The organism is Lysobacter auxotrophicus (assembly GCF_027924565.1).
Classification (GTDB): domain Bacteria; phylum Pseudomonadota; class Gammaproteobacteria; order Xanthomonadales; family Xanthomonadaceae; genus Lysobacter_J; species Lysobacter_J auxotrophicus.
In genome coordinates this window covers 3827346-3844200 of sequence record NZ_AP027041.1, presented here as the reverse complement: position 1 = coordinate 3844200, position 16855 = coordinate 3827346, and the positions used below count along the sequence as shown (strand labels likewise).

Here is a 16855-nt window from a genome sequence, read left to right as displayed (position 1 = left end):
TTCCACGGGCCCGCACGGTGCGGGCCCCATCAGGAGCGCTCCCATGAACTGGAACACGTGGATCCGCCAGGCCCACCGCTGGCTGTCGATTGCCTTCACGCTGTGCGTCATTGCCAACTTCGCCGTGATGGGGCGCGGGGACATCGCGCTGTGGGTGGGTTTCGCGACGCTGGTGCCGTTGGCGTTGCTGCTGCTCAGCGGGTTGTACCTGTTCGCGTTGCCGTATCTGGCGCGGCGGCGTGGGGCGGTGTTGGAGCGGACGTGAGCGGAAGGGTCTGTGTGCCGAGCTCGCTCCCTAAATCGGAAACCCCCAGAACCGTCATCCCGGCGAAAGCCGGGACCCAGGCTGTCACGTCATCCGTAGAAGCGCGGCATCGTGAGTTGTCCCGCTGCGGGCCTGGATCCCGGCCTTCGCCGGGATGACGGAAAATTGGGGACGGTCGGGCGGACGGCGGCATCCGGGTGGCCGTCTTCGGAATCGTCCCTCCCGGGTGCGCTTCGCTTACCCGGGCTACAAGGGCGGGGCGCCTGCCACCGCTTGCGCCCGCCCACTTACCTGACTAAAGTCAGGCAATGAACGAGCGCCAGGTACAGCAGGTCCGCAGCTTCAACCGGGCGGTGACGCGACGGATCGGTGCGCTGTCGGACGATTTCCTCGGGCGTGGCCGGCCGCTGGCCGAATCGCGCCTGCTGTTCGAGATCGGCCGCGAGGGCGCCGACGTGCGCGACCTGCGCGCGCGGCTGTCGCTGGATTCGGGCTACCTCAGCCGCCTGCTGCGCGGCCTGGAGGCGCAGGGACTGACGACCTCCCAACCGGCGCCCGACGACGCGCGCGTCCGGCGCGTGCTGCTCACGGCAAAGGGGCGACGCGAATTCGAAGCGCTCGACCGCCTTTCGCAGGACTTCGCGACCTCGCTGCTCTCGCCGCTCGGCGATGCGCAGCGCGAGCGCCTGACCCGGGCGATGGCCGAAGTCGAACGCCTGATGCGCGCCGCTGCGGTCGTCATCGAACCGGCCGATCCGGCCAGCGCCGACGCACGCGCGTGCATCGACGCCTACTTGCGCGAACTCGACGAACGCTTCGACACCGGCTTCGACGCCACGCGCGGGCCGAGCGCCGATCCGCAGGAACTCGTGCCGCCCTCGGGCGTGCTGCTGCTCGCGCGACTGGACGAGGAGGCGCTCGGCTGCGGCGCGCTCAAGGTGCTGGGCGACGGCGTCGGCGAGATCAAACGCATGTGGGTCGCGCCGGAGGCACGCGGCCTGGGCATCGCGCAACGCATGCTCGACGCGCTGGAAGCACACGCGCACCGGATGCACCTGCACACGCTGCGGCTGGACACCAACCGCACGCTGCTGGAGGCGCGCGCGCTGTACGCGCGCAACGGCTACGTCGAGATCCCGCGCTACAACGACAATCCGTACGCGGACTACTGGTTCGAAAAGCGCCTGCGCTGACGTCGGCCTTACGCGCCCACGCGTTCCCGCACGGCCGCGAAATCGCGCACCGGGCGCACTTCGATCGAACCGAAGCGCGACCACGGGAACGAATGCGCGATGTCCACCGCGGACTCGATGTCCGGCGCCTCGATCAGGTTGAAGCCGGCGAAGACTTCCTTCGCCTCGGCGAACGGGCCGTCGTACACGTGCGTGTTGCCGCCACGCGTGCGCACCGAGCGCGCCGTGCTGGGCACCTCAAGCTGCTGTGAATCCAGCAGCACGCCGCGCTCGCGCAGCGCATCGGCCTTCTCGATGCAGTCCTTCATCAGCCGGTCGTATTCGCCGGCCGGCAACGCGTCCAGCAACGTCTGGTCCGTGTAGATCATCAGCAGGAATTTCATGGGGCTCCGGCGATGCGTCCTGGGAGCGCGCATTGTCGCCCATGCGGACTGCGCCGCGATGTACCGGAAGGCACAGCTCGCATTCGCCCGCTGATGGGACGGTTCTTCCCCGCGATGCGGGCTTATCGGGATTGCATCGGCTGCCTACCCTGTCGCTTCCCCCGTCGCAACGGAATGCCCGCAATGCTCACGCCGCGCCAGGCCCAGTTCGCCTTCGTCCCCCTCGTCGTCACGCTGATGTCGGGCGTGATGAGCTTCGCCATGATCGCGCTGCAGCGCGGTTTCGGCCCGGGCCTGATCTCCGCGTGGCTGCGCGGATGGCCCGTCGCGTTCGCCGTCGCGCTGCCTGCCGCGTGGGTGATCCTGCCCGGCGTGCGCGCACTGCTGGCACGCGTGACGAAGGCGTGCACCCAGGCGGCCGGTTCGTCGCAACGCCTCGGGCGCATGGGATGAGCGACATGCCGCGAACGCCGCTCCGGTACGATGCCGCGGGTTCACCGCAGGAAAAGGACCACGGCATGGCGTCGACCGCCGGCTTGCAGACACACGATCCCGTCATCGACGTGCGGGGCCTCACCAAGACGTATTCGACCGGTTTCCAGGCGCTCAAGGGCATCGACCTGTCGATCCGGCGCGGCGAGATCTTCGCGCTGCTCGGCCCGAACGGCGCGGGCAAGACGACGCTGATCAGCATCATCTGCGGCATCGTCAACGCCAGTTCCGGCACCGTGACCGCCGACGGCCACGACATCGTGCACGACTACCGCGCCGCACGCGCGAAGATCGGCCTGGTGCCGCAGGAACTGTCGACCGACGCGTTCGAAAGCGTATGGGCGACGGTGAAGTTCAGCCGCGGGCTGTTCGGCAAGTCGCGCGACGACGCGTACCTGGAAAAGGTGCTGCGCGACCTGTCGCTGTGGGACAAGAAGGACAGCAAGATCATGGCGCTGTCCGGCGGCATGAAGCGCCGCGTGCTGATCGCCAAGGCGCTTTCGCACGAGCCCTCGATCCTGTTCCTCGACGAGCCAACCGCGGGCGTCGACGTGGAACTGCGCCACGACATGTGGGAAATGGTGCGCCGCCTTCGCGAGAACGGCACCACGATCATCCTGACCACGCACTACATCGAGGAGGCCGAGGACATGGCCGACCGCATCGGCGTGATCAACAAGGGCGAGCTGGTGCTGGTGGAGGACAAGGCCACGCTGATGCGCAAGCTCGGCAAGAAGCAGCTCACGCTGACGTTGCAGGCGCCGCTGGAGCGCATTCCGGAGGACATGGCGGACTACCCGCTGGAACTCGCCGAAGACGGCACGGCGCTGGTCTACACCTTCGACGTGCAGGCGCAGGAAACCGGCATCGCCGCGTTGCTGCGCCGCCTCACCCAGCACGGCATCGACTTCAAGGACCTGCATTCGTCCGAGAGTTCGCTGGAGGACATCTTCGTCAGCCTGGTCCGCCAGAACCGGGAGGCGCGCGCATGAATTTCCACGCGATCCGCGCGATCTACCGCTTCGAGATGGCGCGCACGTTCCGCACGCTGATGGAGTCGATCGTCTCGCCGGTGCTGTCCACGTCGCTGTATTTCATCGTCTTCGGCGCGGCCATCGGCGGGCGCATGGGCGATGTCGACGGCGTGAGCTACGGCGCCTTCATCATCCCCGGCCTGATCATGCTGTCGCTGCTGAGCGAGAGCATTTCCAACGCGTCCTTCGGCATCTACATGCCCAAGTGGGCGGGCACGATCTACGAACTGCTGTCGGCGCCGGTGTCGGCGCTGGAGATCGTGATCGGCTACGTCGGCGCGGCGGCGACGAAATCGCTGATGCTCGGCACGCTGATCCTGCTCACCGCGCGTTTCTTCGTGCCGTACGAGATCCAGCATCCGTTCTGGATGCTGTGCTTCCTCGTGCTGACGGCGCTGACCTTCAGCCTGTTCGGTTTCATCATCGGGTTGTGGGCCGACAGCTTCCAGCGCCTGCAACTGGTGCCGCTGATGATCATCACGCCGCTGACGTTCCTCGGCGGCGCGTTCTATTCGATCAGCATGCTGCCGCCGCTGTGGCAGAAGGTCGCGCTGTTCAACCCGGTCGTCTACCTGATCAGCGGCTTCCGCTGGAGTTTCTTCGGCATCTCCGACGTGAACGTCGGCATCAGCGCCGCGGCGATCACCGGCTTCCTGCTGCTGTGCCTGGGCGTGGTGTACTGGATCTTCCGCACGGGGTGGAAGCTGAAGCAGTAGGAACGAGGGGAAGAAAGCAGGCACTGGAACCTCGTGCGAGGCGTCGCCGCTTCGTGCGCCTAGCTCTTGAGTTCCTGCGAGAGCCAGCGATCGATCAGGCGCTTTTCGAAGCGCAGCGGATCGGTATCGAGCGATGACGTGTCGCCCATCAGGAAGCCCGGGTCGCTGAGCTTGCGCTCGCCCTGCGCGATCACGTTGCCACCGGCGTCGGTGAGCCGCACGTTGAGCGTCATGCGCGGCGGATAGACGTCGCGGATGATGCGCGTGTTCTGCAGGTTCGGGCCGTGCCACCCCTCGAATCCCCCGGCGCGGCGGATGTCGAGGATGTCGACGTCCAGGCGCTGTCCGGCGGGCAGGCGCTTGTCGGCACGCTCGCGGATGTACGCGGCCAGTTCCTGCACCCAGTCGCCGCGCGAGGCTTCCCAGCGGTTGCCGCTGTAGCGCAGTTCGCTGAAGCGCGAAGGATCTTCCCATCGGACGTTGACCGAATCGCTTTCGGGCAAGGCGCGCGGGGCCTGTGGGTCGGTGACGTTGCGCGCCGCGGCGTGGGCCGTGGAAGCCAGCGCGAGCGCGAGGGACAGAACGACGAGGCGCAGTTTCATGGCGACCTCCGCAAGGGATGGGAGCGATCGGATTCTCCCACCGCGCGCACGCCCCGGCGGTGCCGACGCTGGCGGCGTACAGCCGGCGTTTCCGGTTCGGACCCATGAATCCTTAACGCGTCAAGGGCGCGCGCTGAGACTTTTTCGGACGTGTCTCATATCGACGCCGGGGCCGGATCCGGAGACTTCTCCCTGCGCCTCGCGGCGCCATCGTCCGGCAGCCAGGTCTCGCCGGGAACCCAGCCAGGAGTCCTTGCGTCCGGTCGCCGGACGCCGCCGATCGTTTCACGGAGTCGTCCATGTCCCCCGCCGTACGCAACGCCCGAACCCGTCCCATCCGCTGCGGTTGGCGCAGCAGCCTCCAGCTGATCTGCGCCGCCGCGGTCATGACCGCCGCCACCAGCGCAGGATCCGGCTGGGCGCGTTCGCATGTCGCCGTGCCGACCCGGACGGCCGTGACCGAGGCTGGCATGGGTGGGCCGTATATTCCGGCCGCGCAGGCGCCGCACTACGACCTCGTCGCCGATCTGTCGCGCATGGAGGCCGCACCGCTGCGAAAGGCCGACGACGCGGTCGAACTCTCGTCCGTCGCCTGGAACCCGGTGAAACGCGGCTGGCGCGATCGCCTGCTCAGCCTGCTGCCGGTGGCGCCGGTGCGGATCACCTCCGGCTTCGGCCGCCGGCACGATCCGTTCGGCCACGGCGACGCGTTCCACAGCGGCATCGATTTCGCCGGGGCGCTCGGCACGCCCGTGCACGCCGTCGGCGACGGCGTCGTCGTGCAGGCGCGCTACAGCAAGGATTACGGCAACGTGGTGATGATCGACCACGGCCAGGGCATCGTGACGCTGTACGCGCACAACAGCCGGCTGGAAGTCCGCCCCGGCGACGTGGTGCTGGCGGGGCAGGAGATCTCGAAAATGGGCTCGACCGGCCGTTCGACCGGTCCGCACCTGCATTTCGAAGTGCGCCAGTACGGCCAGCGGATCGATCCGGGCCGCTACCTGGCGGGGCTCTGAGGCTTACTGCGCCTCTTCGGCGTCGCGGTACCAGGCCTCAACCGTGCCCTTGTGCTTCATCGTCATCGGATTGCCGGCGGCGATCCAGCGCCTTGCCGACCGGCAGGCGCACCCAGCCTTCGCTGATGCAGTACTCGTCGACGTTGGTGCGCTCGACGCCGTTGAAGCGGATGCCGATGCCGCGTTCGAGCACCGCCTCGTCATAGAACGGGCTGCGCGCGTCGTTGGAGAGGCGGTCGGGCGGGGTGTCGGTCATGGCGTGGATCCGTGCGGTTGAAACCGGGCGCGTGCGCCGGGGCCGCACAGGATACGTGCGGTTCCGCGAACACGCAGCCTCGGGCGGGTCGTCACGGATGCTCGCCGCGCCCCTGCGCCTTGGCGCGCGCGATCACCGCCCGGACCTGGGCGCGATCGCGGTGTCGCGAGATCGCGACCGCGCCGAACCCGATTGCCTTCTCGCGCAGGTCCGACGGGACGTCGTAGTGCGCCCCCGACGTCTTGTTCTGGAAGGCGCGCCGGGGGATGTCCAGCCGGTCGGCCATCGCGTGCAGCTCGTCGAGGGTGTCGGCCATCAGGTGGGCCCAGCGGCGGCCGCGCCAGAGATGGACCGCATCATCGACATAAACCGTCATCGCAGCGCAGGGATCCTGGAAAACCTGAACGGGGATCGTATCTGAACCGCCCGGCCCGGTCGGGATTTGCAAATCCGACCAAACACGTCCAACATGCCCTGCGCTGCGTTAGCCAAGGGTCACGGTGAATGTGACCCGATGTGGATTCCGTTCTCCATCGTTGCACCTCGCTTTCTCCTTGCGACCAGCTCCATAGCCGCGTTAGCGGTCTCACCATCCGTATAGGAGAAAGTCATGTCGAACCGTGAAACCGGTACCGTCAAGTGGTTCAACGATGCCAAGGGCTTCGGCTTCATCAGCCGCGAGAACGGCGAGGACGTGTTCGTCCACTTCCGTTCGATCCAGGGCTCGGGCTTCAAGAGCCTGCAGGAAGGCCAGAAGGTGTCCTTCACCGTCGTCCAGGGCCAGAAGGGCCTGCAGGCCGACGCCGTGCAGGCGCTGTAAGCCTCTCGCACCAAGCGTTACCGAAAAGCCTGGCTTCGGCTGGGCTTTTTTTATTGCGTATGTCGCCCGGCTTCGGCCGGGCTTTTCATTGGGTAAGGCCGAAGATCAGCCCCGCCGCACCCGCACCATCCGGTCCATCAGGTGCTCCACCGCATTGCCGGCATGCACGCAGCGGCCCAGGTGGACGGGCGAGGTCTGGATGATCGAGCTGCGCTTGGCCGTAAGCCAGTGGAACCGCGCGCGCTGTGGCAGCAGGCCGATGGGGCCGCTGCCGGGGCCGCCGGCGCAGATGGCTTCGATCGCCGCGAGGTGCCGACGTACCGTTTCCAGGTCGATGTCCGGGTCGAGCGCCCGCAGCCGGGCCTCGTCGACTTCGATGCGCGCCTGAAGGAACTTCGCCGTCGGGCACGAGAGCAGGATGCCGACGTTGACGAACTCCTCGCGTTCCACGCGCGGGACCACGCGGATCACCGCGTAGTCGTAGGTATCGCGGCGGGGCGTCTCAGGCGCGTGCATGGATCGCCTCCTCGACGAAGCGCTGCCGCTGCGCCAGCCGCTGCATGAAGTGTTCGACGTACGCCGCGCGGTGTTCGTCCGGATCGGCCGGCGTGTCGGCCCCGACGAGCCACGCGTCGGGCACGAGCGCGAGGATCGCGTCGAAATCGGTCCGCGCCAGCTTGCCCGACAGCCGCGCGTCGGCGCCGGCGATATCGTCCGCCTGCGGCAGCAGCACGTGCTCGCGGATCATCGGGAATGCGCTGCCGGCATGCGTCGGCGAGCCGTCCCAGCCGTGGTGGAAATACAGCGCCGCGCCGTGGTCGATCAGCCACGTGTTGCGGTGCCAGACCAGCAGGTTCGGATTGCGGAAACTGCGGTCGACGTTGCTCACGAAAGCGTCGAACCAGACGATGTCGGAGGCGAGCCCGCCCGGCACGTGCTCGGCCACGGGATCGAAATTGATCGCGCCGGGCAGGTAGTCGAGTGCGAGGTTGAGGCCGTCGCTGGCCTTGATCAGCTCCTGGATTTCCGGATCGGGCTCGGTGCGCGCGAGTTCGGCATCGAGTTCGACGAACACCAGTTCCGGAATGGGCAAGCCGAGCCTGCGTGCGATCTCGCCCGCGACGAGCTCGGCGACCAGCGCCTTCACGCCCTGGCCCGCGCCGCGGAATTTCAGGACATACAGGCCGTCTTCATCGCCTTCGATGATCGCGGGCAGCGAACCGCCTTCGCGCAGCGGCGTGACGTAACGGGCGGCGTTTACGGTACGAAGTGGCATGGGTCGCGGCATGGGAAAGCCGCGACAGGGTAGCCGAATCGCACCGCGCGCGAGGGGCGAGCCTTCGCGCGCGCGGGTTACTCGTCGTCGGGTTTGCCTTCCGATTCGACGCCCGGAGCGCCCGGTGTCGCGTCGCGCTGCGCGCCGCCGCGGAAACCCTGCCAGTCGGTCTCGTGCTTCTTGGTGTTGCGATCGCCGGAGCTGTGTTCGTACTCGCGCTGCGATTTGCCTGCGGTGTCGGGCGTGCGGTGCGGTTGGGGTTCGCGCGGCTGGGCCATCTCACTCTCCTTCGCATGCGATCGAAAACGTGCGACGAGCGTGCGCGGATCGGCCTGAACCTGCCGTCGCGATGATGTAAGCGTTGCGCGAAGAACCGCGCGCCACGCGCCTACCAGGTGTCCTCGAGCATGCGCGGGCGGCTCGCCAGCCAGCCGCCGTAGAGCAGCGCGAGCAGGCAGAACGTCAGGAACGCGAACGGCCACGTCCAGCCGTGCGTGGCTTCGTGCAGCCAGCCGAACAACAGCGGGCCCAGGCAGCTGAGGCTGTAGCCCACGCCCTGCACGAAGCCCGACAACCGCGAGGAACCGCTGGGCGTGCGCGTGCGCAGGTTGATGAGGGTGAGCGAGAGCGGGAACGTGCTCGGGCCCAGGCCTAGAAACGCGACCCACAGCAGCGGCGCGGCCATCGGCGCGATCAGCAGGCCCGCGAACGCGGCGAGGTAGGCTACGCCGCACGCGACCACGATCGGGAACGGATTGCGGATGCGCACCGCGAGCGCGGGCAGGAACAGCGCGCTCAGCAGGCCCATCGTCGAGAACAGCGCGACCATCGAACCGCCCAGCGCCGGCGAGCCGCCGGCTTCGGTGAGCAGCTTGGGCAGCCAGGTGAACATCGAGTACGTCGTCAGCGACGTCATGCCGAACATCAGCGTGAGGCCCCATGCGACGGGCGATCGCCAGACGCGACCCGTCACGGGCTCGACGCCGTCGAGTTCGGGCGCCCGATCGCCGCAGGCGACCGCGCGATCGTGCGCGTCCGACAGCGCCTCCGCCTGGCGCGAACGGCCGAAGCGCTCCATCCACAGCACGCCGATCCACGGCATCGCGGCAGCCGCAGCGACCAGCGACCACGCGCCCAGCGATACGCGCCAGCCGGCGGCGGTGGCGATCGGTACCGCGAGCAGCGCCGGCAGGATCGTGCCCAGCTGCAGCACCGTGATGTACAGCGTGCTCACCGTGCCGACGCGATCGGCGAAATAACGCTTCACCAGCGGCGGCAGCACGACGTTGCCCATGCCCATGCCCGACAGCGCCACGGCGGAGGTCACCAGCAGCATCGCCGTGTCGCCGACGAACGCGCGCGCGAACAGGCCGATCGCCGCGAGCGCCATCGCGACCAGCGCGGTGCGCTCGAGCCCGAGGCGGTGCGCGATGGCCGGCGTCACCACGCCGAACACCGCGAACGCGGCGGTCGGCACCATCCCGAGCACGCCGGTCATCGTCGGGCCGAAGCCGAAGGTTTCGCCGAGCGTGTCGAGCAGCGGAGTGAGCGAGGTGACCGCCGTGCGCAGGTTGAAGGCCGACATCGCGATGCCCGCCAGCACGAGCGCGCGATCGCGCCACAGCGGGCGGGCGAGCGGGGCGGCGAGGGAGGGTGCATTCATTGCGGGAAATCCTGTGCATCCCGCGCGGATGAGGCGGGACGAAGACGAGCGGATCGATGTCGCGCGTGAGCGAGCGTGCGGCCGGCGACGTGAGGCGTGAAGTGTGCGGGATCGATGCGCGCGGGACCACCGCGCACGCGGCAACGCTGGGTTCCACGTCGCTTCGGGTGTGCTTTCACGGGCGGATCACCATGCTGACCCCAGCCGAACGCGCATCGCGCGAGGGCGGTCGGATTCACCCACGGTTCGCGCCATCGGCAGAAGACTCCAGTGCCACTGCACAGGAGGAGATGTGGAATGAACAAGACCATCGTGCTGACCGCGCTGCTGTCGCTGTCGACTGTCGCCTTCGCCCAGGACGCCGCGCCCAAGGCGCCGCTCACCGAGGCGCAGGTCCGTGCGCGCCTGACCGAGCAGGGCTACACCAAGGTCAACGACGTGAAGTTCGAGGACGGCGTGTGGAAGGCCGACGCCCGCAGCGCCGAAGGCGAGCGCGTGGATCTGCGCCTGGACGCGAAGACGGGCCAGGTCTATCCGGACCAGCAGGTCGCCAACCTCAGCGAGGCCGACGTGCGCGCGCGCCTGTCCGCCGAGGGCTACACCAACGTGCACGACGTCGATTACGAGGACGGCATCTGGAACGCGGAAGCCGACGATCCGGCCGGCAAGGACGTCGAGCTCAAGATCGACCCGACGACCGGCAAGGTGATCGGCAAGGAAAAGGACTGATCGCCTCGTTCCCGCACATCGGCCCCCCGCAAGCTGGAGAGGGCTCGGGCGGCGTGCCGTTCGTGACTGGCACGCCGCCCACGCCCTCCGTACCATCGGCCGGCACTCCGACCCCAGGTCCACTCCATGAAGCTACCGGCCGTATCGCTGCTCGCGCTGTCCCTTTCGCTCGCCCTCAACCCCGCGCTCGCCGGCAAGCCGGCGGCGACCGACATCGATCCCCAGCGCCTCTCGCAGGACGTGAAGGTGCTTTCCTCCGATGAATTCGAGGGCCGCGGCCCCGCCACGGCCGGCGAAACCAGGACGATCGATTACGTCGTCGCGCAGATGAAGGCCGCCGGCCTGCAGCCGGGCGGCGACCTGAAGGACGGCAAGCGCGAATGGACCCAGGCCGTGCCGCTGGCGCGCGCCGAGATCAAGGGCACGCCGACCCTCTCCGTCGCCGTGAAGGGCAAGACCCAGGCGCTGACGCAGGGCGAGCAGATCGCCGTGCGCGCCGCGCAGGACGGCTCGACCGCCATCGACATCAGCAAGGCGCCGCTCGTGTTCGCCGGCTACGGCGTCAGCGCGCCGGAGCGCGGCTGGGACGACTTCAAGGGCGTGGACCTCAAGGGCAAGATCGCCGTGGTCCTGATCAACGATCCGGACTTCGACGGCGGCGAAGGCGACTTCGGCGGCAAGGCGATGACCTACTACGGCCGCTGGACCTACAAGTACGAAGAGGCCGCGCGCCAGGGCGCGCTGGGCCTGCTGATCGTGCACGAAACCGACCCGGCGTCCTACGGCTGGGCGACGGTCAAGAATTCCAACACCAACACGATGTTCGACGTCGTGCGCGACAAGCCGGCGTCGGTGCATCCGAAGCTGGAAGGCTGGATCACGCGCGATTTCGCCACGCAGCTGTTCAAGCAGTCGGGCCTGGATTTCGACGCGCTGAAGGCGCAGGCGAAGACGAAGGCGTTCAAGCCGGTCGAACTGAAGGACGCGACGTTGAGCGCGAAATACGACGTGGATCGCCAGATCATCACCTCGCATAACATCGTCGGCCGCATCGACGGGACCCGGCGCCCGGATGAAACCGTCGTTTATTCGGCGCACTGGGACCACCTCGGCGTGGGCCAGCCGGACGCGAAGGGCGACAAGATCTACAACGGCGCCGTCGACAACGCGACCGGTACCGCCGCGCTGATCGAACTCGGCCGCGCGTTCGCGAAGGCGCCCAAGCCGGAGCGTTCGGTCGTGTTCCTCGCCGTCACCGCGGAAGAAAAGGGCCTGCTGGGCTCGGAGTACTACGCCTCCAAGCCGCTGTATCCGCTGGGCAAGACCGTGGCCGTGATCAACATGGATGCGCTCGACCCGCATGGGCCCGCGCGCAACTTCACCACCTCCGGCAGCGCGAAGCAGGAACTGCTCGACGAGTTGATCGACACCGCGAAGAAGGTCGCCAATCTGGATTACGTGACCGATCCGAAGCCCGAAGCCGGCCACTTCTTCCGCTCCGATCACTTCCCGTTCGCCAAGCGCGGCGTGCCGGCGATTTCGTTCGGCTCCGGCAACGACCTGGTCGATGGCGGCCTGGAAGCGGGCAAGAAGATGGAAGACGCCTACGTCGCCGACCGCTACCACCAGCCGGCCGACGAATGGGAAGCCGACTGGACGTTCCTCGGCATGGCGCGCGACCTGGGGCTGCTTTACACCGTCGGCCGCAACCTCGCCGATTCGGACCGCTGGCCGAACTGGGACGCGTCGAGCGAGTTCCGCGCGGCGCGCGATCAGACGGCGGGCGATCGGAAGTAAGCACGCGCCTGCTCCCTCCCCTGCGTGCAGGGGAGGGCTGGCGAGGGGTGAAATCCTGGGCGGCATGCCCAGCGAGGACCGCGTGTCACGCGCCCGCTCATTCACCCTGGCCGCTTCATCGACTCCTCTCCCGACGCGAGAAGGGCCTCTAGCGCTTCGATAACGTCGAGCGTTTCCACGACCTGCGCGAATTCGGCCCGTAACGTCGCCAGATGCGCGCGATGGATCTCCTCGGCCGGAATGACCGAGCCGTCGGCATCCTTCAAGTCGAAACACGCACACGCATCGCCGACGACGATCGTGCGATAGCCCAGGTTCGCCGCGACGCGCGCCGTCGTCGACACGCACATGTCGGTGGCGATGCCGAACAGCACGACCGTGTCGACGCCGAGGCGGCGCAGGCGCAGGTCGAGATCGGTGCCGATGAAAGCGGCGTTGACCGACTTGGTCACCAGCGGCTCGCCTTCCAGCGGAACGAAGCCCGGGCGATGCGCATTGCCCGGATGCCCTGGCGCCAGCACCGAGCCTTCCATCACCGAATCGTGGCGCACGTGGATCAGCGGCAGGCCCGTGCGACGCCACGCATCGAGCACGCGCAGGCCGTTGGCTTCCATCGACGGGTTGTTGCGCCGCGGCCACGGCGGCAGGTCGAAACCGCACTGCACGTCGATGGGGAGGAGCGCGCTGCGTGCGTGCAGTTCGAAGGGTGAGCGGGGGGCGTTCATGGGTTCGCGCGGCTGCCGTGGGAGTGGACGCCACGATGCGCGCTCGCCAGCGCCGGTCTCAACCCGGCAGAATGCCGGCCACACCGGCACCGACGTTGCGATGAAGACCCTCGACGCCATCGACCGCCAGCTGATCGCGCTGCTGCAAGACAACGCGCGCCTGTCGGCGGTCGCGCTGGCCAAAGCCGTGGGGCTCGGCCGAAGCACCGTGCAGGAACGCCTGCAACGTCTCGAAAACGCCGGCGTGATCGCCCAGTACACGGTGCGCCTGGGCAGCAGCGGCGACCCGCTGCAGGCCTGGCTGATGCTGCGTTACGCCGACGGCTTCAGCTGCGACGACGTCATGCCGTTGCTGGTCGCGATGCCGCAGGTGCGCCTGTGCCACAGCGTGGCGGGCGAGATCGATCTGCTGGTGCTGGTGCAGGCCGAGTCGCCCGGCGAACTCGCCGATCTGCGCGAACGCGTCGCCGCGTTCAAGGGCGTGGACGACGTCACCACCGTGCCGGTGCTGCGCACGATGCTGGATCGACGATGATTAGTTGATTTAGCCGCGCTCGGTACATGCGGCGCCGCCATCCGTGGCGGTACGCGAGGGGCTACGGATCGCCCGGCCCGGCCATCCATGGCCGGGCGTTCGTCGGGTCGCGCGGCAGTGCCGCGCGAGCGCGCGGCCTCACCCCAGCTTCCGCGAGGCTGCGTAGGCGGCCAGGTTCCCGAGGCCCGTCACGCCGAGCAGCACGGCAACGACGCCGGGGGTGATCTCGTTCCAGCCGAAGGCTTCGATCAGCGCGAACCCCAGGCCGACCGCCAGCAGCAGGATGCCCCAGCGCAGCGAGGCGTGGCGGCGCTGCAGCGCTTCGGCCTGCACGAGCGAGCGGATCAGGTCTTCCGAACCGTTGCTCGCGATCAGCTTGGCGCGGGTGCGGGCGTCCACCACCACCTTGATGGCGTAGACGACGCAGATGAACAGGGTGATCGGGATCAGGATTTCGAAGTTCATGGGTGTCTTCCGGGGCCGTGATGTGGGGTACGGGACGAGAGATACGGCCGCCGCCCGGTCGGTTGCACCGGGCCTGCGCGATTTCGTGAAGGCCGCGTTGCAACCATCGCGCCCCTGAACGTATCCACAAAGGTCATGACCGGTGAAACCCCGTGACCGAGGACGACCGCAAGCTGGTGGACGCCGTGCTGGGCAACGTGCCCGGCGCGTTCGAACGCCTCGTGCGCGAGTACCAGGGCCTGTGCTGGCACATCATCCAGCGCATGGTCCGCCAGCCGGAGGACACGCGCGAGCTGTGCCAGGAGGCCTTCCTCCGCGTGCACCAGTGCCTGCATCAGTACCGGGGCGAGAGCGCGCTGAAATCGTGGATCGGACAGGTGGCCTATTCGGTCGCCAAGCGGCACCTGGAGAAGCGCCGCATCGCGATCGTCGAGCCGGTGGGCGACGAGGACGACGGCATCTCGCTGCTGGACCAGATGAGCGATGGCTTCGATCTGGAAACCGCCTGCGCCGATGCCGAGATCGCTGCCGGTCTCCATGAGGAAATCGAATCGCTGCCGCCGTTGCAGCGCACGCTGCTGACGCTGTATCACCTGGATGAAGTGCCCATCGTCGAGATCGCCCGCATCACCGGTCTCGCCGAAGGTACGATCAAGAGCCATCTGTTCCGGACCCGGGCGCGACTGCGCGAACGCCTGCAGGCCCGGATGGGAGTGACCGCATGAACACACCCGACGATCGCAAGCCCGACCGCGACGAGCCGCCGATGAACCGCAACGCCTGGCGCAACCTCGACGCCCTGCGCCTGGAAGCCGAATGGCAGGCGCAGGAACGCGCGCTGGAACAGGAGCGGCGCGGACAGCCGCTGGATCCGGCCGATTCGCGACTGGCCGAATACCGCCTCATCGCACGCGCGTTGCGCACGCCCGCGATGGAGCCGGTGCCCTACGACCTCGCCGCACAGATCGTGCGTCACGTCGAAGGCACGCCGGCGGCCGGCGAACTGCTGGAACGCTGGCTGCTTCGCCTGCTCGGCGTGGCGCTCGCCATCGCGGTGCTCTACGCGGTGTCGGCTTACGGCGCGCAGTGGATGCCGGCGTTCGAACGCGTGTGGCCGACGCTGTCGCCGCAATCGGCCGACTGGGCGGGCCTGCTCGTCGGCTGCCTCGCGGTGTCGCTGGCCTGGCAGGGTGTCGCGCGGTTGATGCGCGCGGATGTGGAGTTGCCGCGCGGGCTGGCGTAGCGCTCAAGCCGCCTGTGTTGAGCCCCTCTCCCTCCGGGAGAGGGGTTGGGGTGAGGGTCGGCGCGCGCGATCACGCACGCATTCCCATGCATGAAAGAACCCGTCGTTTCCCGGCGAAGCGCAATCCAACCTTCCGGGCCCGCTCTTGTAGCCCGGGTAAGCGAAGCGCACCCGGGGAGCCTTCGCCGAGGCGGCTGAAACCCGGGTGCGCTTCGCTTACCCGGGCTACAAAGCGGCTTGATGAAGATCGAAGCGGCGCCTCGAACGAAAGCCACTTCGAAGGAAGCGCCGATGCCATCCATGGCGTCACGCACCCGGCTTCCGGAAAGCCCAGCCCGGCCCTCCATGGCTGGGCATTCGGCAGGCCACGCGGCCGTGCCGCGTAAGCGGCCTGCTTCATCCCTTGATACACACCACCTGCCGCAGCGTATGCACGATCTCCACCAGATCGCGCTGCGCCGCCATCACCGCGTCGATGTCCTTGTACGCGGCGGGCGATTCGTCGATCACTCCGGCGTCCTTCCGGCATTCGACATGCGCGGTCGCCTCGCGGTGTTCCTTCAACGTGATGCGCGCACGTGCGGCGGTACGGCTCATCACGCGGCCGGCGCCGTGGCTGCAGCTGTGGAAGCTGTCCGCGTTGCCCTTGCCGCGCACGATGAAGCTGCGTGCGCCCATGCTGCCCGGAATGATGCCGAGCTCGCCCTCGCGCGCGCTGACCGCACCCTTGCGCGTGACCAGCAACGACTCGCCGAAGTGGTCCTCGCGCTGCACGTAGTTGTGGTGGCAGTTCACCGCCGACTTCTCCGTCTGGAACTTCGGCAAGCGTTGGCGCATCTCGTGCAGCACGCGAACCATCATCGCCTCGCGGTTCGCACGCGCGTAATCCTGCGCCCACGAGACCGCTTCGACGTACTCGTCGAACAGCGGCTCGCCTTCGAGGAAGAACGCCAGGTCGCGATCGGGCAAGTGGAAGCCGAGCACGCGCTTCTCCAGCTGGCGACGCGCCAGCTCGATGAAGTACGTGCCGATGAGGTTGCCGGTGCCGCGCGAACCGGAGTGCAGCATCGCCCACACGCGGTCTTCCTCGTCCAGGCAGATCTCGATGAAGTGGTTGCCGCCGCCGAGCGTGCCGATCTGCCGGTCGAGCTTGTCCGGACGGATCTTCGGGTGCTTCTCGCGGATCTTCGCCAGCCGCGCGACGAGGTTGGACTTCTCCAGCGCCGTCTCGACGCTGTCGGGAATCCGGCGGTGCTCGCCGCCCGGGCCGTTGCCGACCGGGACGCTGCGCTCGATGGAATTGCGCAGCAGCGCGAGGTCGTCGGGCAGGTCGTCGGCGCGCAACGTGGTGCGCACCGCGGCCATGCCGCAGCCGATGTCGACGCCGACCGCGGCCGGGATGATCGCGCCCTTCGTGGGCACGACCGAGCCCACCGTCGCGCCGATGCCCAGGTGCACGTCGGGCATCACCGCGACCCACGGCCCGACGAAGGGCAGGGTGGTGATGTTGCGCAGCTGCTGCCGCGCCTGGTCCTCGACCGGCACGCCGTGCGTCCAGCCCTTGATCGGCGTGGTCGCACCTTCCGCGTGCAGCAGGTCGAACGAAGTGTGTTGCGTGTTCATGGTTCCATTCCTTGTGAAA

At 68.1% G+C, this 16855-nt stretch carries 22 protein-coding genes and 1 pseudogene; 12 read left to right on the top strand and 11 right to left on the bottom strand.

Translation table 11 applies throughout. From position 1 onward, the window contains the following. Positions 1-43: 43 nt before the first annotated feature. Entirely contained in the window at positions 44-265 is a 222-nt protein-coding gene (locus tag LA521A_RS17535; RefSeq protein ID WP_281780121.1) for a hypothetical protein, read from the top strand. Between the two features lie 308 nt (positions 266-573). Then, positions 574-1458 carry a bifunctional helix-turn-helix transcriptional regulator/GNAT family N-acetyltransferase gene (locus LA521A_RS17530; protein WP_281780120.1) on the top strand — a complete coding sequence of 295 codons (885 nt, stop codon included), beginning with the start codon at positions 574-576 and terminating at the stop codon, positions 1456-1458. Between the two features lie 8 nt (positions 1459-1466). Here the strand turns inward: LA521A_RS17530 and LA521A_RS17525 are convergent, their stop codons facing one another. Further along, a complete protein-coding gene (locus tag LA521A_RS17525; protein ID WP_281780119.1) occupies positions 1467-1841 on the bottom strand; it encodes a YciI family protein in 375 nt (124 codons plus the stop codon). A 183-nt stretch (positions 1842-2024) separates the two neighbouring features. On the opposite strand from LA521A_RS17525, the gene LA521A_RS17520 reads away from it, so the two are divergent. The 3 genes from LA521A_RS17520 to LA521A_RS17510 all read left to right on the top strand — a co-directional run bounded on the left by LA521A_RS17520 (position 2025) and on the right by LA521A_RS17510 (position 4083). After that, on the top strand, positions 2025-2294 hold the full coding sequence (locus LA521A_RS17520; protein WP_281780118.1) for a DUF2798 domain-containing protein: 270 nt from the start codon (positions 2025-2027) through the stop codon (positions 2292-2294). A gap of 65 nt (positions 2295-2359) precedes the next feature. After that, on the top strand, positions 2360-3325 hold the full coding sequence (locus LA521A_RS17515; protein WP_281780117.1) for an ABC transporter ATP-binding protein: 966 nt from the start codon (positions 2360-2362) through the stop codon (positions 3323-3325). Next, positions 3322-4083, top strand: coding sequence for an ABC transporter permease (locus LA521A_RS17510; protein ID WP_281780116.1), 762 nt, complete (start codon positions 3322-3324; stop codon positions 4081-4083). The genes LA521A_RS17515 and LA521A_RS17510 overlap by 4 nt, the downstream gene beginning before the upstream one ends. Positions 4084-4142: 59 nt before the next feature. Here LA521A_RS17510 and LA521A_RS17505 read toward each other — a convergent pair whose 3' ends face one another. Continuing rightward, positions 4143-4685, bottom strand: a complete 543-nt coding sequence (locus LA521A_RS17505) for a DUF3016 domain-containing protein (RefSeq protein ID WP_281780115.1) — start codon at positions 4683-4685, stop codon at positions 4143-4145. Between the two features lie 299 nt (positions 4686-4984). Between LA521A_RS17505 and LA521A_RS17500 the strand changes: the two genes are divergently transcribed. Next, complete coding sequence (locus LA521A_RS17500) at positions 4985-5704, top strand: M23 family metallopeptidase (protein ID WP_281780114.1); 720 nt, start codon at positions 4985-4987, stop codon at positions 5702-5704. A gap of 3 nt (positions 5705-5707) precedes the next feature. Here LA521A_RS17500 and LA521A_RS17495 read toward each other — a convergent pair. Beyond that, positions 5708-5960: pseudogene (locus tag LA521A_RS17495) on the bottom strand (DUF3297 family protein). A 91-nt stretch (positions 5961-6051) separates the two neighbouring features. Beyond that, positions 6052-6336, bottom strand: a complete 285-nt coding sequence (locus tag LA521A_RS17490; protein WP_281780113.1) for a DUF4031 domain-containing protein — start codon at positions 6334-6336, stop codon at positions 6052-6054. Positions 6337-6570: 234 nt separating this feature from the next. Here LA521A_RS17490 and LA521A_RS17485 point away from each other — a divergent pair, with 234 nt between their 5' ends. Beyond that, positions 6571-6780, top strand: a complete 210-nt coding sequence (locus LA521A_RS17485) for a cold-shock protein (RefSeq protein ID WP_115841954.1) — start codon at positions 6571-6573, stop codon at positions 6778-6780. A gap of 105 nt (positions 6781-6885) precedes the next feature. On the opposite strand, the gene LA521A_RS17480 is transcribed toward LA521A_RS17485, so the two are convergent. The 4 genes from LA521A_RS17480 to LA521A_RS17465 all read right to left on the bottom strand — a co-directional run bounded on the left by LA521A_RS17480 (position 6886) and on the right by LA521A_RS17465 (position 9719). Continuing rightward, on the bottom strand, positions 6886-7296 hold the full coding sequence (locus LA521A_RS17480; protein ID WP_281780112.1) for a DUF3037 domain-containing protein: 411 nt from the start codon (positions 7294-7296) through the stop codon (positions 6886-6888). Further along, positions 7283-8056 (bottom strand): HipA family kinase, encoded by a 774-nt coding sequence (locus tag LA521A_RS17475; protein WP_281780111.1) that lies wholly within the window; start codon positions 8054-8056, stop codon positions 7283-7285. Before LA521A_RS17475 ends, LA521A_RS17480 begins: the two co-directional genes overlap by 14 nt. A 77-nt stretch (positions 8057-8133) precedes the next feature. After that, positions 8134-8334, bottom strand: a complete 201-nt coding sequence (locus LA521A_RS17470; RefSeq protein WP_281780110.1) for a hypothetical protein — start codon at positions 8332-8334, stop codon at positions 8134-8136. 110 nt (positions 8335-8444) lie between these two features. Continuing rightward, positions 8445-9719, bottom strand: a complete 1275-nt coding sequence (locus tag LA521A_RS17465; RefSeq protein WP_281780109.1) for a CynX/NimT family MFS transporter — start codon at positions 9717-9719, stop codon at positions 8445-8447. Positions 9720-10016: 297 nt separating this feature from the next. Between LA521A_RS17465 and LA521A_RS17460 the strand changes: the two genes are divergently transcribed. After that, the gene (locus tag LA521A_RS17460; RefSeq protein WP_281780108.1) at positions 10017-10448 is read left to right on the top strand and encodes a PepSY domain-containing protein; all 432 of its coding nucleotides are present in this window, start codon (positions 10017-10019) and stop codon (positions 10446-10448) included. Between the two features lie 126 nt (positions 10449-10574). After that, positions 10575-12245: a M28 family metallopeptidase gene (locus tag LA521A_RS17455; protein ID WP_281780107.1), complete on the top strand. Its 1671-nt coding sequence runs from the start codon at positions 10575-10577 to the stop codon at positions 12243-12245. Positions 12246-12346: 101 nt separating this feature from the next. Here LA521A_RS17455 and LA521A_RS17450 read toward each other — a convergent pair whose 3' ends face one another. Beyond that, positions 12347-12970, bottom strand: coding sequence for a cysteine hydrolase family protein (locus LA521A_RS17450; protein WP_281780106.1), 624 nt, complete (start codon positions 12968-12970; stop codon positions 12347-12349). 100 nt (positions 12971-13070) lie between these two features. Between LA521A_RS17450 and LA521A_RS17445 the strand changes: the two genes are divergently transcribed. Further along, positions 13071-13505 (top strand): Lrp/AsnC family transcriptional regulator, encoded by a 435-nt coding sequence (locus LA521A_RS17445; protein WP_281780105.1) that lies wholly within the window; start codon positions 13071-13073, stop codon positions 13503-13505. Between the two features lie 138 nt (positions 13506-13643). Here the strand turns inward: LA521A_RS17445 and LA521A_RS17440 are convergent, their stop codons facing one another. Beyond that, the gene (locus tag LA521A_RS17440; RefSeq protein WP_281780104.1) at positions 13644-13970 is read right to left on the bottom strand and encodes a DUF6249 domain-containing protein; all 327 of its coding nucleotides are present in this window, start codon (positions 13968-13970) and stop codon (positions 13644-13646) included. Positions 13971-14122: 152 nt separating this feature from the next. Here LA521A_RS17440 and LA521A_RS17435 point away from each other — a divergent pair, with 152 nt between their 5' ends. Further along, the gene (locus LA521A_RS17435; RefSeq protein ID WP_281780103.1) at positions 14123-14695 is read left to right on the top strand and encodes an RNA polymerase sigma factor; all 573 of its coding nucleotides are present in this window, start codon (positions 14123-14125) and stop codon (positions 14693-14695) included. Next, a complete protein-coding gene (locus LA521A_RS17430) occupies positions 14692-15213 on the top strand; it encodes a hypothetical protein (protein WP_281780102.1) in 522 nt (173 codons plus the stop codon). Before LA521A_RS17435 ends, LA521A_RS17430 begins: the two co-directional genes overlap by 4 nt. A 396-nt stretch (positions 15214-15609) precedes the next feature. Here the strand turns inward: LA521A_RS17430 and LA521A_RS17425 are convergent, their stop codons facing one another. After that, entirely contained in the window at positions 15610-16836 is a 1227-nt protein-coding gene (locus tag LA521A_RS17425) for an RtcB family protein (protein ID WP_281780101.1), read from the bottom strand. Between the last annotated feature and the right edge of the window lie 19 nt (positions 16837-16855).